This window comes from Pseudoalteromonas lipolytica (assembly GCF_900116435.1).
Classification (GTDB): domain Bacteria; phylum Pseudomonadota; class Gammaproteobacteria; order Enterobacterales; family Alteromonadaceae; genus Pseudoalteromonas; species Pseudoalteromonas lipolytica.
This window is the reverse complement of sequence record NZ_FPAZ01000004.1, coordinates 272,533-287,248: the sequence shown is the minus strand read 5'-3', so window position 1 is coordinate 287,248 and position 14,716 is coordinate 272,533. Positions and strand designations below refer to the sequence as shown.

Here is a 14,716-nt window from a genome sequence, read left to right as displayed (position 1 = left end):
GCACCCACCGTTGGAAACTGTATAATACATCCGATTATCATATTTTGACACTAAGCAACTAGATCGATAGTTTTGGCATGCTCAATAGCATCTAACAATCGATGGGAATGCTTATCAATATATACGCCGTCATTATAGATACATAATCTGGCGGGTGAACCATCATGCAACTGAACAATAACATCAGTAAAAAGGTAATCCATTCCAACAGAATTGAATTTGCAAATTACTTTTTGAATTCGCGGATCATCAACAGAGTAAACTTCTGGTATGCTTTGTAAATAAGGTTTAGTTAACAGGCGGCCATTGATAAAAAGCTGTGGTTTTAACACAACTTCATTATTAACATGACTTGCCGAGGCGTCTAGTAAGACGTAACTAGCTACACTTAATTGTTCAACCGTTTCGATGGTTTCAAGTGGTTTATTATTACTTTGCTCTGCTAATTTTATTAAAGCATGATCTAAATAGTTACTGTTAGACTTTACACCTTTGCTCTTTTTACAACTTTGTTGTTGAACTTGATAACTAAGCTCTTGGTTTAAAGCTGAAGTCAGCAGCCCTTTGAGCAGAGTTTCTATCAAACTTCCAACTCTTTGTTCCGAAGCAAATCCTTTGTAAACATTTGCGTGAAGCGCATTTAGGAATTGATTTGCCTTACTACCAATTCCACTAATCATAAAGTATTCTTTTTCAGCTTCTTCATTCTTACCGTTATCTAAATTGTACTTTTGCCACTCAGCATCAGAAAAGTGCCAGCCTTGTTCAAGTAAATAATGGCTAGCTAGTATCAATTTAAACAAAGTACAGTGGTTAGCGTTATGCAGCTCAGCTTTCTGAGTAATAATGCTTTCTATTTCATCTTCTATGCTTTCGTTTTGCTGCTGTTCATTACTCCCAAAGAGAAATGGGTCTATGATTTCATCAGCCTCCGCAACTCCAGTAAAATCAATCTCTAAGATAAATAGTAACAGTAAAGTTAAAGCATATATATCAGAGGACTTTTGAAGCGGTTTTCCAATCAATACATCCGGGTTTAACCATTCCAGTGAGCCTGAGCTTGCTTTAGACAAATGTTCATAACTCGCTGAACCAAAATCGATCAACTTAGCGACGCCTTCATTGGTGACGATAATGTTTTCTGGCTTTAAATCCCCGTGGATAAGATTGTTTGCATGAGCCGCTGCTACACCATTACAAATTTGTTGAAATAACGTAATTTTTTGATCATTGCTCAGAGTGTTGTTGGCCAAATACTTGTCCAGAGTCATTGCATCAAAATGGTATTCAGTGACTAAACCATAAACATCAGCATTTATATGCCTTGAAAAAATGGACTTTTCTACACTAATAAAATCATAGACCTGAATAATGTTTTCATGTTTAAGAGTAGCAAGTATTCTGGCTTCTCGTTTAAACACTTCTGGGTGAGTGAACTCTGAAGTGGCATTAAGCTTAATCGCAACTTCACGGTATAGATTATTATCCGCGGCTTTCACTACATAACCATTACCACCTGAGCCTAGTTTATTGATAACTTTGTAACGGCCATTTAAACGTTCATCCATATTAATTAACGCAAGTGAATTATTTCGACTGGTTACGACTTTATGTTTTTCTAAAGGGTCAATGCTATTGCAAAAGACAGTATTAAATCGTTTATACACTTTGGGACTAGTGCCACCAACTTGTGACACTATTCGATTCCAGCGAGCGCGTTGCATTTTAAAGCCGTCCTCACTTTTATCCGTTTTAGCAAAAGTTTGAAGTGCATCAATAATTGTCTCTGTCACAAAGATATTTTTATCTTGTCCTTGAAAAACTGAATTCCACCAATATTCGAAATAACTATCATCATGCGTAAAGGCTTGTTCTAAAGATAATTTGTCAACGTTACTTAAATTTAACTGGCTAGCTAGTTGCTGAGTAATAGCCTCTAGGTTTTGATTGTCGAAAATATCATCACCACCATGGCTTTCAACCCAGTTAACAAAATCTTCATTTATTTTGCCAGACAAGCTGTCTTGAATTCTTTTCGAGCGAATATTGTCTTCTGATAAGTTCTTGAATTGCGCCTTATTACTTTTTAGTTCACTGAGCTTAAATATCAGCTGGTTCTTTTGCACAAAATATCTAAACCGTGCTTCTAACCAATCCTCTAGTGCAAAGCCTTTGTAAGTATATTCATTACGCTCCAACAAATATAAAATCCAGACTTTAGCCACTTTAAATGTACCCGCTTTAAATGAGTTAAAGTTATGCTCAATTTTGTTAAAAATGTAGTCAAAACCGGATTTTACTTGAGTATACTCCAATAGATTTATCAGTGATGATAAATACAATGCACGACGTGCAATCAGGTCAACATTTACAATAGTATTTGGGTTGAGTGTGAGTACACTGTATAGCTGAACGTTGATTAGCTGAGTAAATTCAGCTTCGAATTGTGTTTTATTAGCAGTGAAGCTCTGGCTATTCACTATTTGAGCTGGCAAACAAGTGAGGCACGCATTAAGGGTTTCAGTATATGGCTTATTTTGCGAATTGCCATCGTTAAGTAATTGGTTAATTTTATCTTTGAGGTTAATAACGCTAGTTAAATTCAGTAAGTCTGCGTAAGACACCTGTTTCAAAATTTGGCACTCGCTACTACTTAGCCAACCTTCAATTTTATTTCTTTGCTGTGACGTTAAATCTCTGTGATGATAAAACAATAGTGCTTTAGGTAATAATACTACTTTGGAAAAGTTTAAAGTATCAAGAAAGCTAAATATTAACTGCCGTATTTGAGTCTCAAATACCAGTTCATCTGTTGTTAAGTCTCGTACTTTGTTACTGGTTTTAGCACTTGAGTAAGATGCAATACTTGATAGCTTCATACACTCATGAACAAAGGTTAAATCTGTTGTGTTGGTTACATTGACAGCCGTAAGTTTATGATCTCCTTTGGCATTATTAACAATGATAGAAATAATTAGCTCAGCAGTGGTTTTGTCTTGCTTTAGGTTTTTATTAAGTTCGTTGATAAATTTATTGAATTGAAATCGCTTATCAAGCTTTTCACGCATAAGGTGATCGATAAACTTAATAACCTGCTCAGCTAACTCTTTTGAATATGATGTTTGATTTGCTTCAAGAGATTGAAGTAACAGCGCAGTAAATAACTCAACACCTTTTGATCGATCCCTTTTGTAGTCTCTGCTATCTGTTTTGTGACTTAATTCAGCCTGAGTAATGGATATCCAAACGTCTTTTAAAATTTGCGCTTGAACAATGGAAATTGATTCGCCGCTTTCATGTAAATATCCCTTCTGCCAGTTCTCATATTCATACGCGATTCTAGCTAATTCATTCATAAAAGCGACTCCATAATTTAAGTTATCAACTTATCATATTTTTCCATTTTTGTCTTTATAAACAATGAGTAAATATAAATTTAATTTTCCAACGACGGGTGTATCAGCTACCTAAGGTAAGCTACTAATTAGAAACTTAAAGAGGAAATTTATAAATGACTAAACAACAAGTAACAGTTCTAATTGGCCCGGCATGCACAGGTAAATCGACCTTTGTTCAACGGAGTAAGTTTGATTATGTCGTATCTTCGGATGACATCGTAGAAAAAATAATTCACGACAATAATTTAACTTACAAAGAGTTCTTTGAACTCGAGTTCAACCACCCTATCCGCCGCGAGCAAAGATCTTTGTTTTTTAAGTCGGATCAAGAGTCAAAAAAATACAAAAACATTGTGTGGGATCTTACCAATCTTACTAAAGCAAATCGGCAAAAGATTTTTAAACATTACCCTAACGCAGAATTTCATGCGATTGAGTTTATATTTAAAAACAAGGAATACTTCATTTTAAAAACGTGTCACGAGCGTAATCAAGAAACTGGAAAGTTCATTCGTGAAAATGATCTTAAAGCCATGTTTGATAAATATGAACCAGTATCAAGACTTGAAGGTTTTGACACAATTTCACGAGAAGAAGCGTTACCTGCTTCCGTTTTGATTTTAGACGATGAAGATTTTGATATTCATGCCCCACACCTCAATGCAGCAGAACATGTGAAGTCGTTAAAGGAATTTCTTGATTCTTATTTTCCCTACATCAGTGACTTGGATGGTTATGACGACGTGTTTAAAGAAAATGAGTCTTCAATTCTTTGTGCCGTTCACGATTTGTCCGCATTAACTATGAAACACCACAACCTCTATGTTGTATTGATGTAATAAGGTTTGACTAGGAGTCAGGATGAAATACAACAGAGAAATTAATCAGCTAGAAAACGCAGGGGCTGCCGCTGGAAACATAATCGGTGCTGTGGCAATTAATGGCTTCATGGGTCTATCAATCGCTGGAAAGTTATTTGTTGCTGCTGTCATGCTATTAACAGGTTTAGGTGCTGATCCAGTTCTTTTAGTTGGATCAGGCCTTACACTTTTCTTTGCTCTAGCCCTAGTACCTAATTTATTAGGTTTAGCGATTATTATCTCTGGTGTTTATTGGGCTGCTTCGCACTGGGATTGGCCAAGCTGGTTGGCACTTGCGCTATACTTTTTACTTATATTGACTGCCTCATCTATGCATTTGTTGGGAGAAATAGACGACAATGGTGATTTGCAAAAATCACCGGATATTGTAGCCACTACTCAATTCTTGAGTAGCATTTCTCTATTGGCCTTGGGAACGGCATATTATTGGGAGTTTAATGTCTTCAACCTTGAGGTGCATGGCTACCATTTTGCTCTTTGGTTTGTGACAGCTGTGTTTGCCCAAATAACCTCTGAGGCAACATTATCTGATAGAAAGCTTGCAAATGTATTTAATTACCTACTTTCATTACTTGCAACCTATTGGTTTACAGCAATATTTACACTAGATCCTCTTCTTATTAATAGCACAGCAGAACTAATTAAAGGAATTATACTATGAAGTTGGCATTATTTTCAGACATTCATAATGAATTTGAGGTTTGGACCCCACCTAAAATTGACGCAGACGTGGTCATTTTAGCGGGTGATATACACTCAAAACACCATGGCATACAGTGGGCTAAAGATTTCTTTGAGTTGCCGGTAGTCTACATTCCGGGGAATCATGAATATTATGGTTCAAATATCCAATCGATTAATAGAAAACTAAAAGAACAATCTAAAAACTCAAATGTTCATGTATTAATCAACGATAGTGTCGAAATAGGTGGCGTTACATTTATAGGCTCTACCCTATGGACCGATTTCAAACTCTTTGGTGAGTCGAATAAACAAGAATGCATATTTGATGCGAGTGCTAAAATGAACGACTTTCAGCACATTACAATAAACGATAACGGTAAATACAGAAAACTTAAGGTATCCGATACCATCGCGTTTTTTGATAATTCATTAAATTTCATTGAAAACGAATTAAAAAATAGCAATACAGGTAGAAATATTGTGATTACACATCACGCACCTTCTCCTCAATCAACACCAACGCAATACCAAAGCGACCTACTTTCGGCCGCATTCTCTTCTAATTTAGAAGAGTTTATTAAAAAATATACAGATAGAATTGATATATGGGCACATGGTCACACTCATCACAATGTAAACTATCAAATTGCTGATACGAGAATAATTTCAAATCAACGCGGTTACTCCAGTCTAGAAAACTATAATTTCGATTGTGGTTACGTTGTTGAGATTTGATTTAGTAACTGCTAATTGAATAAAAATTAGATAGATTGTGAATACAGAAATCCAGTACGTATCTTCTTCATCAAATAACCTGCTAAAAGTGCAATAAAAGTATTAATTTTTTTAGACATGTCGTTAACCTCGATTTGTAAAACCAATACAGAACAATAAAAAATGGGACAAACATTGTCCCAACTTGAATTTACTCATTTTATAAATTGCGTTATTGCATGGGGGAATCCTAATATTTAAGCTGCCTTTTTGGCCCTATAGGTTACTTTTCCTAAGCCGGAAGGGGGAGTGTCAATTATTTCAAGAGTAACTCCAGATTGGTAGAAGAACGTTGGCTTTTTTAGAGCGCTACATATTGCAGTTAAGTCGCCACCTAGCTCCTTTTTAATGTCACTGGAAGTAAACTCAATAGATGCTCGTGTTTTTAATCCTTCCTTAATGAGTTGTAACGCAAATGTTCTAACTAAATCTGCTGTTACTTTTGAATCTTTAGAGCTTGAGCGAGTACTATAGTTCTCTACCTTGTCTTTACTTTCATCTTTGGGTTTTAATTCAGGAAAATCATATCCGATCATAAATAGTGCACACTCAATATCTCGTATTAACGTAGCCTTATCACCTTTCAAGCTAGTTTGATTTTCAAGTGCCTCAGCCAAAAGCCAGTTGGCCTTTAAGTTATCTCTAGTATGAACATTGCCAGCTGAAAGAATTGAGAATTTAAAATTATTTACTGACGGGTTACGAATTTGTTTGCCTCTCGCAGAGCCATAATGAAAGCTTAATAATTTACTTTGTGCATTACCTGTTTTTTTATAAAAATTCGTTTCTAGGTATCCCAGCGCCCCGCCTACTCGACCATCATAAATAATAAAACTCGAACAGATTAGCGAATATATTTTTGTAAACCCTGCATTCATGATTACATCAATGGATTCACCATTAACAGATACTTTATATTTATCATTACAAGTAATATCTGGACCATTAAACAGTCTTATGCAACATGCTAGATACTCTGGAAGTATAGAGCCTAAAGATAATATTTTATCTTCATTCTGATAGAGGACGCCTCCCCAATCTAAAATCATTAAACAATAATTTTGGCATGCTTTAAGATCTCCATTGCCTATAGCTGAAACCAAACCTTTGCTAAAGCTTTCTAAGCAAGTTTTATTATCATGTAACGATTTGCCAGTTTTAACTTCGTTAATAAATCGATCTGTATACCTAAATGGCCATTCATATTTATATAATGCATCTAGAAAAGAATCGAAATATATGTCTTTTTTTTCATCATACCAATAATACTCATGCTTAAAATACTCGTTCCCATCAATTAAATTAGAAAGGTAAGATGTAAACTCTTTTACCACAGGTTGATTTAAGTACTCTTTTTTATTCATTATTACTTCCTGCCAACTTGTGTTGGCTAACTAATCTATTTGTCTGCATAGTACAAAGCTAATAGGACATACAATATCCCATACTATACACATCTAACTAGTTGGTAAACGTTACTGTAGTGGTCAACTAATATTGGCCACGGTTTTATAGTTAAGCCAGTATCTTCTTTCTGACTCTATTTGTTTTCATTAATCATCTCCCTCCAAGCCTCTTGGATCATCACCATTGCCAATGTGTCTAGCTCACAATACATCAATAGTCCGCGTTCAAGTTCTTTTCTTTCATAATCAGACATCTCAGTGAACTGGAGCCGAGCGTATGCAGTTAATGCTAGGCCACCATTATTTAGTTCATCGGATTCTGATAGCAGCTCTATGTCATGCTCAGATGCTTCTGTGAACATTTTTGGCAATGACTTATACGGATCTTTTACTTTTCCATTGTCATCGAATTCAATCCAAGCTTTGTTCTTAAAATTTAGGCTTGGTAATTCCTTGGTCCCATAAATAGGCTGTTCGTATTTTTCTTGTAAAAATTGAGAACTATTTAAAATGGCTGGCAGTACAGCCTTAATAGAGTTTGAGCCACCTGTGGCAGGATCATAATAATACTTTTTCACCAGCTCCCATTGGTCAACCATATTTCTATCACCAAGCCAATTGTCTTTGCTGTTATTAGAAGACTTAGTGATTGACTTAATGAAATCGCAAAGCTCGTCTTTATCCACTTCAGCCGATAGTTTTAATTGCTGATAAACCATATTGAGGTAGGCATTCTCATGGTTGGAATATCTGAAAATAGTGCCGTTGTCTTTTTCTAATTGAGCTTTTAACTCTCTTACGAAATTGAAGTTCGGGAACTCTCCAACCTGTGAGCTAAGAAATTGGCCCGCATGATCCACTCGTCCATCTTCGTGCAAGATATGATGAGAAAACTGGAAGGCTATGCCTTCGTATGGCGACATCCCTTTATAAAATGGTATCGCCACGGCACAGGTTTCAAAGTCGATAAAATGAAGAGGGTAAGTCCAAGATGCCATTTCATTTCGCATGCTATCAACGTCGAAATAAACACTAGAATCCTTGCCTTGCACTTTTTCTATTTGAAGCCACTGCCTTTCTTTTAATGTAAGCGCTGGGTTTGATGATTCTTCATAATTGATATCCTCTGGCGAAAGGTCTTTTAGCTTTACTTTGCCATTTTCTATACAGCGATTTGAACCTCTATAGTTAGAGATGCTTAATACTGTTGGTTCATTAAAATCTTCGTCACTCCAATGAAGTTGTTCTTTCCAACATTCCTTAAATCCATTTTTAAAGCCATTCGCCTCATCTTCTTCCGAGCATTTGAACTCACAACTTTTACACTTTGAGCCGATAACTGGCATCACCTTTTCATCATTAGCGTACTGTTCAGCTAGCACTTCGATATTAGGGATGAAACCTTCTGCTGGCATACCCGTTTGTAATTCGGTTTCATAAGCAATTTGAACCGCTTTGTCGGTATTTACCTTTTTGAGAATTTTAACCAATAAGTCCGAGGCAGATAACGAATTAGAAACAGACACACCGCGTCTATTCCTGTCATCACGAGTTAATTTAAACTTCTGATTTAAACCATCTACCGGGCAAGGTGTATCTTTATCAACTACCATCAAATAGCTGCTGACAATCGCACTGGGTATTGTCTGTTTTAAAACGTATTTTTGAAACGCCACGTCTAAAATGTATGGCTTCCACTTTGAATCTAACTTTCCAGATTTGTTTAAAAAGTCTTTATCTTTTTTAGCCGAATATGACTTGGCTTTAACTTCAATGAGCTGATATTCATTGCCTTGTTTAACTAAAATATCAACACGAACAAATAAGTTGCCAAAGCGAATAGCAGGCTCAAAAATGATGACGTTGTCCTGCTTTAACAGCCCATTAGTTTGTTGAACCGATTCTTCATAATCTAAAGAAGTAATGTCATGACCTTCAGGGTAATAGCACTTAGCTAATTCACCCACCTGAAAACCGCCATCAGCTAATGAGGCAAGAAAAGGGTCATCAAGCTTGTTATCCAAGTATTCTTTTTTGCCCGTATAAAACAGTTTAGTTGGACACTCAGTAGCTAACTTAAATCGTGATTTGGTCAAATACCTTGGTTGGCTCATTTTTATACTTCCTTAAATCAAGTCTTTCCATAAGTGTACTTTTAGCTTAGGACACGCAACGTCCCAATTAACCATAAAAATTTGAATATTTACAGTGAAACTACAACTTCTTCATAAAGTTATATGTGGCATTCAGCCCCATGCATTTGAATACACTTCATGAATCCGTCGTGGTAAGTCATTTTTGATCTCGAATGCTTCACAGGCAGAAGTCAAAAAGAGAAAACTGTATTCGTTATCTGTTTGTTTATCTAATAGTGAAAGTTTGATTTGTTCTATATGAAAATCGTATTCAACTTTACTGTGAATTACGTGATCTCCAGCCCAAATTAAACATAACTCTAAATTAGTCATAGCGACCTCCCAAAACAAAAGATTAGCTGGCTATTGGGACAAAAAGCGTCCTAACTTTTCCGTAGGCTTATTTAAACAGTTAAATTATAAATGAGTGAATCAATGAATCGCGAAACATTTAATGAAGAACACTTTTTAATTAGCATTGAGCCAAGCACGGTTGCTTCAGCTTATCTGTTAATAGCCCAAACAGGAGTCTTATTCTCTGAAGATTTAAGTTACAGGTTAGCTATTTCAGATATTCAAATTGATAAGGCTAAAAGTCAAAAATCTTATCTATTCTTTAGAGCACAAGCAGAAATACATGACATTTCAGGAAACGACTCAAACTTCGTTGAATCAATAGCCGCTGTTGGTAGCTTGTCTCAAATTTATCACTATTTAGTTACTCAGTTTGAACTGTTTTTGATTCAGAAAGGGTTAAACATAGTAGTATTTCAGGAGGAAAAGGATGCATAAATGCCTCTATATATTACTTGCTCTAAACATTTCTGGCTGTGCAATTACCAACTCTAACTGTGGCTTACCTGCCGATGTATATAGCAAGGTTAAACAATACAACAGAGGCCCAGTAAATGGCGCCATTGATGACAATCTCGACGGCAAAATAGACCAATATGAAGCTTTTGGGCATTAGGATTTCGAACAGCTCTCAAGAGTTTTCCAATCAGGCGAACCAGATCAAGAATATATTTGGACGAACATAGATACATGCTACGTATTTAACGTGAATGTAGAAGATTACTTTGAAGATTCTAAACGAGGTATTTTATACCAAACATGCAGAAAATTTACTTATTCAGTGACTAACCCAACTGGCCAAAAACTAGGTTCGGGAGCAGGCCAAGCCTGCCGGAATTTTGCTACCCAAAAGTGGGAAATCTTATGATTTTAATTTAGGTGAACCTGTATGTTCAAGCTTCACAAAGACTTCACCTATAGACTTACCTGCAACTTCAGCCTCATAACCGTAATGTGCAGGTCCAATATCAATTTCTAGCTTAACACCAGATGGCTCCATATCCATTTCAACTTCGGCTTCAGATTTTCGACTTACTAGTCTTAAGTAATTTTCAGTCGCCTCTTCACTAAACTCTATAATTAATAGATTCGCCATAATTCACCCTATCGTTATTTGAGTATTTTCTCAGCAAAAGAGAAAATGCTACTACCCTTTAGCTCCCCAAGCATCAAGCAGCCACCAACAAAAGCCTAATAAAGTAATATGAGGAGTAAAGAAAAGCAAATAACTCCACCATACTTTCGAAGCTCTATTCGTTATAGCTGTGATGGCTTGTTGTTTTTTGTATTTAGGCGCAGTTTCGTCACTTAATCTTTCGATATAGTTAATATCGATACACTTGATTCGAAGCTCTCGATCCTGCCATTTATCATACCAGCGCTTTGCTCTCAGCAGTGTAATGGTTCCGATAAAAGCACTAACCCAAAATAGAATATCTCCTCTCATCACTACAATAGAAAACATAACGCCAAGTTTACCCGCACCAATTAGGAAAAAGCCGTTTTGAACACACTCATAAACAGGGTTAAAGCCCCCAATATAGACTTCTTTTGGTTGATACTGCATAAAAGCACTCCTAAATATTTAAATGTTAATCATTGTCAATCTGGGTGTGTCCACATCGTTTAATGTGAAATAATCTAATAAGGTCTTGATTGGAAGTTTTCATTAGTGCATCACCCTTTCTTCAGAGAGTAATGTTGATTGAAATTGTTTAAGTTCATCGACCAGTTTCGTCAGGTCAGACATGACTGCTGAGTCAGCTGCTTTTTGTATACTTGATTCTAAAGCTTCTTGAACTGAGAGAATCAGGCATGAAATAACGTACTTTTCTCTATTAGTATTTAGTTGCCCTAATGAAAGTTGATTAATCACATTTGTAATTTCTGTACTCGTTGAAAAGTCTTGATAAAGCGAGGGTTCACAAAACATTTTCATGACATTTAATAGTTGTTCAGACAGCATAAAAGTTACTCCTCGATTGACATTAGTGGCATTTTAAAAGAATATCGAGACAACACTTGTCCTATAGAGTTTGCTCACTTGTATGAAGTCATCGAATTCAGAATTTAGAAACGCGATCGTGCGAAGCATTGGTGTCGGTGAAGATAAGGCAATTAAAATAAAAGATTTAATTGAAAACCGACTGTCTAGCTTTAGAAAAGAAAGCCAAGACTCTTTTGATTCTTTCAAGAAAAACGCATCTCGAATTATTACTTCTATACTAGATGATGAAGGAGAAGGACTCTGTAGAGTAAAAAAGGGAAATGCTTATTTATATTACTGGACCTCACAAAAAGACAAAGATGATGCTGTTGAACAGTTTGAAATGTCAGAAGAAAGAGCGTTTGCATTTGCGTTTATTAAAGAATATCTGCCGGAGCTAATTCCTCCTCATATTTTTTCAGCGTTACAAACTGAATTCAAAAGAGCTGAAGAAGTATTAGACCATTCAGAGCTTACAAAATATTTGTCTAAAATAGATTTCAATCCGATGGGTTATGACATGCATAGCGTATTAGATCACGAGTCAGCCACAATTGAAGAAAGAAAAGCTTGGCAGTTTGTATTTGATTGTACATTTGAAGAACAGTGCTTTTCTGCTAATTACCAATCAATTCACAAGAGTTTTGATGCAAAAGAATTAATCTTATCGCCTCAAAGAATTGTACTGTTAAACCAACACTTAAAAGTACTGGCTCATGAGCATAATACTAATACGACGAGATATTTTGAAATAGGCAAATTGCATGATTTAACTGCGTCAAAAGAGCAGTTTATTGAAGTCAAAAAAACAGAATATGAAACAAGAGAAAAGATCTCAGCTATTTGCCATACATGGGTTAAAAGTAATTTTGAAGCCACCTCTATAGCTGATAAAGCGACTTTTACTAAATTAAAGACTGATGACTGTTGGCTAATTGAAATGGAGTTAAGTTTTCCAATTCACTTCAATAGAAAAGAGCCAGATCCTTTCTTTATTGCAAATTATTTAAGTGGATTTTCAGATTCCATCGTTGTTTTGGAGCCTGAATTCTTGCGACGAGAAATGCTGCGAAGAGCCGCTAGCTTAGTGCAAGCCTACACTGTCCAAACCAACTCTGAATTAATAGTATCTGCTAGCCCGAAAGCCATGACTAGAAATTAGTCTTAACTTGAATTTTTTGAACAATTATTACTTGATTCGAATCTACACTTTCGTGAATTTAAGAACTATCAACTTTTAATTGCGAAGGTACATCTGTCAGCCAGAAATAACTAGCCTAAAGATTTACTGACTTAAGGATTCAAACCGTCGAGAAAACATAAGCCCACTCCCCTTATAATTAGCTGAGTTTTGTTATTAAGAATAATGATAACAGTTATTACACTTATGTATTAACTAACTGCTTCTTATGCGTTATATTCCTAGTCAAACTCAATAAATGTGACGATTTCAGCAATGCGACGTTGAATTGTTATTCAAACATTATTAGATAAATAATATGTTAAGTGTAGCCTATGTGTATCCATTTTAAATCAAAATCAAAAACCGAAAAAGAAATACCCCTTAAATATCAAGAGATTAAAATAATGGTGACACTATGTTATCAAAACGCATAATTCCTTGCTTAGATGTCAAAGACGGCCAAGTCGTAAAAGGCGTTAAGTTTAAAGGCCACGAAGTGGTTGGTGATATTTTAACACTTGCAAAAGCATACAGCGATGCAGGTGCTGATGAACTGGTGTTTTATGAGATTAGCGCCAGTGTCGAAAAACGCCTACTTGATGTAAATTGGGTTGAGAGTATTGCCCGCCATATTGATATTCCATTTTGTGTGGCTGGTGGCATTAAATCAGTTGCCGATGCAGCGCGTGTGCTAGAGCGCGGCGCAGATAAAATCAGTATCAACAGCCCTGCCATTGCACGCCCTGAACTTATCAAAGAATTACACGATGAGTTTGGTAAACAATGTGTGGTTGTCGGCATTGATAGCTTTTACGATGAAACCACTGGCGAATATTTAGTGTACCAATTAACGGGTGACCCTAATGCATCAAGCCGTACACGATACAAAACCGAAGAATGGGTCAAGCGTGTGCAAGACCTAGGCGCAGGTGAAATCGTGTTAAACTGCATGAACCAAGATGGTGTGCGTAAAGGTTACGACAATGTTCAGCTTTCTAAAATGCGCGCATTATGCGACATTCCGCTAATTGCATCAGGTGGTGCCGGCACAATGCAAGACTTTGTTGATGTATTTCAGCAAAGCCACGTTGACGGTGCACTTGCTGCCAGCGTATTTCATAAGAACGTCATTAACATTGGCGAACTAAAACAATTTTTAATCGATAATAATATAGCGGCACGACTATGCAATTAACCAAAGATAACCTTACTCAAGTCGATTTTGCCAAAAGCGAATTGATCCCAGCCATTGTGCAAGACGCACGCTCTGGGATTATTTTGATGCAAGGTTTTATGAATGCGGACGCCTTAGCCGCCACCTTCGACAAGCAAAAAGTGACCTTTTACTCACGTTCAAAGCAGCGCTTGTGGACCAAAGGCGAAACATCAGAAAACTACCTTGAAGTCGTCTCTGTTCACACTGATTGTGATTACGATTCCATTTTAGTACTCGCAAACCCATTAGGACCAACCTGTCATTTAGGCACGCAAAGCTGCTTTGGTGATGACGCTAAACCCAGCCTAGCTTTTTTAGCTGAACTTGAACAAGTGATTGTTTCACGCAAAGACGATGACCCAAGTAAAAGCTACACAGCGTCTTTATTTTCAAAAGACTTAAGCCGTAGTTGCCAAAAAGTCGGTGAGGAAGGTGTTGAAGTAGCACTGGCAGCCATGAAGCATGACAACGATGAATTAACCAATGAATCGGCTGACTTACTGTATCACTTAACCGTGTTGTTACAGCGTCAAGGCCTTTCACTGGCTGATGTCGTGAGCTGTTTACAAGGCCGCCATAAGTAACATTAAAAGCTTAAGATGCCGCTAAAAATGGCGCATCTTAAGCTATTACATAAAAAATTTTAAACCCATTTAAACCTTTCTCCTCCACGTTTACGACTAAGCTAACAACACCAT

The 14,716-nt window shown here is 36.5% G+C and carries 15 protein-coding genes; 8 read left to right on the top strand and 7 right to left on the bottom strand.

Translation table 11 applies throughout. The annotated features are described in order from the left end of the window. Positions 1–50: 50 nt before the first annotated feature. Entirely contained in the window at positions 51–3,356 is a 3,306-nt protein-coding gene (locus tag BM378_RS05730) for a serine/threonine-protein kinase (RefSeq protein WP_074988787.1), read from the bottom strand. Between the two features lie 155 nt (positions 3,357–3,511). Here BM378_RS05730 and BM378_RS05725 point away from each other — a divergent pair, with 155 nt between their 5' ends. From BM378_RS05725 to BM378_RS05715, 3 genes are read left to right on the top strand one after another with little or no spacing between them, the layout of a single operon-like run. Then, a complete protein-coding gene (locus tag BM378_RS05725) occupies positions 3,512–4,237 on the top strand; it encodes an AAA family ATPase (protein ID WP_074988786.1) in 726 nt (241 codons plus the stop codon). A gap of 22 nt (positions 4,238–4,259) precedes the next feature. Further along, positions 4,260–4,940, top strand: a complete 681-nt coding sequence (locus BM378_RS05720; protein WP_074988785.1) for a hypothetical protein — start codon at positions 4,260–4,262, stop codon at positions 4,938–4,940. Beyond that, a complete protein-coding gene (locus BM378_RS05715; RefSeq protein WP_074988784.1) occupies positions 4,937–5,698 on the top strand; it encodes a metallophosphoesterase in 762 nt (253 codons plus the stop codon). The genes BM378_RS05720 and BM378_RS05715 overlap by 4 nt, the downstream gene beginning before the upstream one ends. 236 nt (positions 5,699–5,934) lie before the next feature. On the opposite strand, the gene BM378_RS05710 is transcribed toward BM378_RS05715, so the two are convergent. From BM378_RS05710 to BM378_RS05700, 3 genes are all read right to left on the bottom strand, one after another. After that, positions 5,935–7,101 carry a hypothetical protein gene (locus BM378_RS05710; RefSeq protein WP_074988783.1) on the bottom strand — a complete coding sequence of 389 codons (1,167 nt, stop codon included), beginning with the start codon at positions 7,099–7,101 and terminating at the stop codon, positions 5,935–5,937. A gap of 176 nt (positions 7,102–7,277) precedes the next feature. After that, the gene (locus BM378_RS05705) at positions 7,278–9,257 is read right to left on the bottom strand and encodes a DUF2779 domain-containing protein (protein ID WP_074988782.1); all 1,980 of its coding nucleotides are present in this window, start codon (positions 9,255–9,257) and stop codon (positions 7,278–7,280) included. Between the two features lie 132 nt (positions 9,258–9,389). Continuing rightward, positions 9,390–9,611 carry a hypothetical protein gene (locus tag BM378_RS05700; protein ID WP_074988781.1) on the bottom strand — a complete coding sequence of 74 codons (222 nt, stop codon included), beginning with the start codon at positions 9,609–9,611 and terminating at the stop codon, positions 9,390–9,392. Positions 9,612–9,713: 102 nt separating this feature from the next. On the opposite strand from BM378_RS05700, the gene BM378_RS05695 reads away from it, so the two are divergent. Both BM378_RS05695 and BM378_RS05690 read left to right on the top strand, forming a co-directional pair. Further along, positions 9,714–10,070 carry a hypothetical protein gene (locus BM378_RS05695; RefSeq protein ID WP_074988780.1) on the top strand — a complete coding sequence of 119 codons (357 nt, stop codon included), beginning with the start codon at positions 9,714–9,716 and terminating at the stop codon, positions 10,068–10,070. Beyond that, entirely contained in the window at positions 10,063–10,248 is a 186-nt protein-coding gene (locus BM378_RS05690; RefSeq protein ID WP_074988779.1) for a hypothetical protein, read from the top strand. Before BM378_RS05695 ends, BM378_RS05690 begins: the two co-directional genes overlap by 8 nt. 246 nt (positions 10,249–10,494) lie before the next feature. Here BM378_RS05690 and BM378_RS05685 read toward each other — a convergent pair whose 3' ends face one another. The 3 genes from BM378_RS05685 to BM378_RS05675 form a co-directional block, all read right to left on the bottom strand. Beyond that, complete coding sequence (locus tag BM378_RS05685; protein ID WP_005492646.1) at positions 10,495–10,728, bottom strand: hypothetical protein; 234 nt, start codon at positions 10,726–10,728, stop codon at positions 10,495–10,497. Between the two features lie 51 nt (positions 10,729–10,779). Beyond that, positions 10,780–11,199: a hypothetical protein gene (locus BM378_RS05680; protein ID WP_074988778.1), complete on the bottom strand. Its 420-nt coding sequence runs from the start codon at positions 11,197–11,199 to the stop codon at positions 10,780–10,782. A gap of 102 nt (positions 11,200–11,301) precedes the next feature. Then, positions 11,302–11,598, bottom strand: a complete 297-nt coding sequence (locus BM378_RS05675) for a hypothetical protein (protein WP_005492648.1) — start codon at positions 11,596–11,598, stop codon at positions 11,302–11,304. An 82-nt stretch (positions 11,599–11,680) separates the two neighbouring features. Between BM378_RS05675 and BM378_RS05670 the strand changes: the two genes are divergently transcribed. From BM378_RS05670 to hisIE, 3 genes are all read left to right on the top strand, one after another. Beyond that, the gene (locus BM378_RS05670) at positions 11,681–12,781 is read left to right on the top strand and encodes a WYL domain-containing protein (RefSeq protein WP_074988777.1); all 1,101 of its coding nucleotides are present in this window, start codon (positions 11,681–11,683) and stop codon (positions 12,779–12,781) included. A 436-nt stretch (positions 12,782–13,217) separates the two neighbouring features. Further along, positions 13,218–13,997 carry an imidazole glycerol phosphate synthase subunit HisF gene (gene hisF / locus BM378_RS05665; RefSeq protein ID WP_036971975.1) on the top strand — a complete coding sequence of 260 codons (780 nt, stop codon included), beginning with the start codon at positions 13,218–13,220 and terminating at the stop codon, positions 13,995–13,997. Then, positions 13,988–14,602: a bifunctional phosphoribosyl-AMP cyclohydrolase/phosphoribosyl-ATP diphosphatase HisIE gene (gene hisIE, locus BM378_RS05660; protein WP_036971977.1), complete on the top strand. Its 615-nt coding sequence runs from the start codon at positions 13,988–13,990 to the stop codon at positions 14,600–14,602. The genes hisF and hisIE overlap by 10 nt, the downstream gene beginning before the upstream one ends. Positions 14,603–14,716: the final 114 nt, after the last annotated feature.

Bases quoted from the DNA above. Each gene is read 5' to 3' on its own strand.
- BM378_RS05730 (WP_074988787.1), bottom strand. From the start codon at position 3,356: ATGAATGAATTAGCTAGAATCGCGTATGAATATGAGAACTGGCAGAAG.
- BM378_RS05725 (WP_074988786.1), top strand. From the start codon at position 3,512: ATGACTAAACAACAAGTAACAGTTCTAATTGGCCCGGCATGCACAGGT.
- BM378_RS05720 (WP_074988785.1), top strand. From the start codon at position 4,260: ATGAAATACAACAGAGAAATTAATCAGCTAGAAAACGCAGGGGCTGCC.
- BM378_RS05715 (WP_074988784.1), top strand. From the start codon at position 4,937: ATGAAGTTGGCATTATTTTCAGACATTCATAATGAATTTGAGGTTTGG.
- BM378_RS05710 (WP_074988783.1), bottom strand. From the start codon at position 7,101: ATGAATAAAAAAGAGTACTTAAATCAACCTGTGGTAAAAGAGTTTACA.
- BM378_RS05705 (WP_074988782.1), bottom strand. From the start codon at position 9,257: ATGAGCCAACCAAGGTATTTGACCAAATCACGATTTAAGTTAGCTACT.
- BM378_RS05700 (WP_074988781.1), bottom strand. From the start codon at position 9,611: ATGACTAATTTAGAGTTATGTTTAATTTGGGCTGGAGATCACGTAATT.
- BM378_RS05695 (WP_074988780.1), top strand. From the start codon at position 9,714: ATGAATCGCGAAACATTTAATGAAGAACACTTTTTAATTAGCATTGAG.
- BM378_RS05690 (WP_074988779.1), top strand. From the start codon at position 10,063: ATGCATAAATGCCTCTATATATTACTTGCTCTAAACATTTCTGGCTGT.
- BM378_RS05685 (WP_005492646.1), bottom strand. From the start codon at position 10,728: ATGGCGAATCTATTAATTATAGAGTTTAGTGAAGAGGCGACTGAAAAT.
- BM378_RS05680 (WP_074988778.1), bottom strand. From the start codon at position 11,199: ATGCAGTATCAACCAAAAGAAGTCTATATTGGGGGCTTTAACCCTGTT.
- BM378_RS05675 (WP_005492648.1), bottom strand. From the start codon at position 11,598: ATGCTGTCTGAACAACTATTAAATGTCATGAAAATGTTTTGTGAACCC.
- BM378_RS05670 (WP_074988777.1), top strand. From the start codon at position 11,681: ATGAAGTCATCGAATTCAGAATTTAGAAACGCGATCGTGCGAAGCATT.
- hisF (WP_036971975.1), top strand. From the start codon at position 13,218: ATGTTATCAAAACGCATAATTCCTTGCTTAGATGTCAAAGACGGCCAA.
- hisIE (WP_036971977.1), top strand. From the start codon at position 13,988: ATGCAATTAACCAAAGATAACCTTACTCAAGTCGATTTTGCCAAAAGC.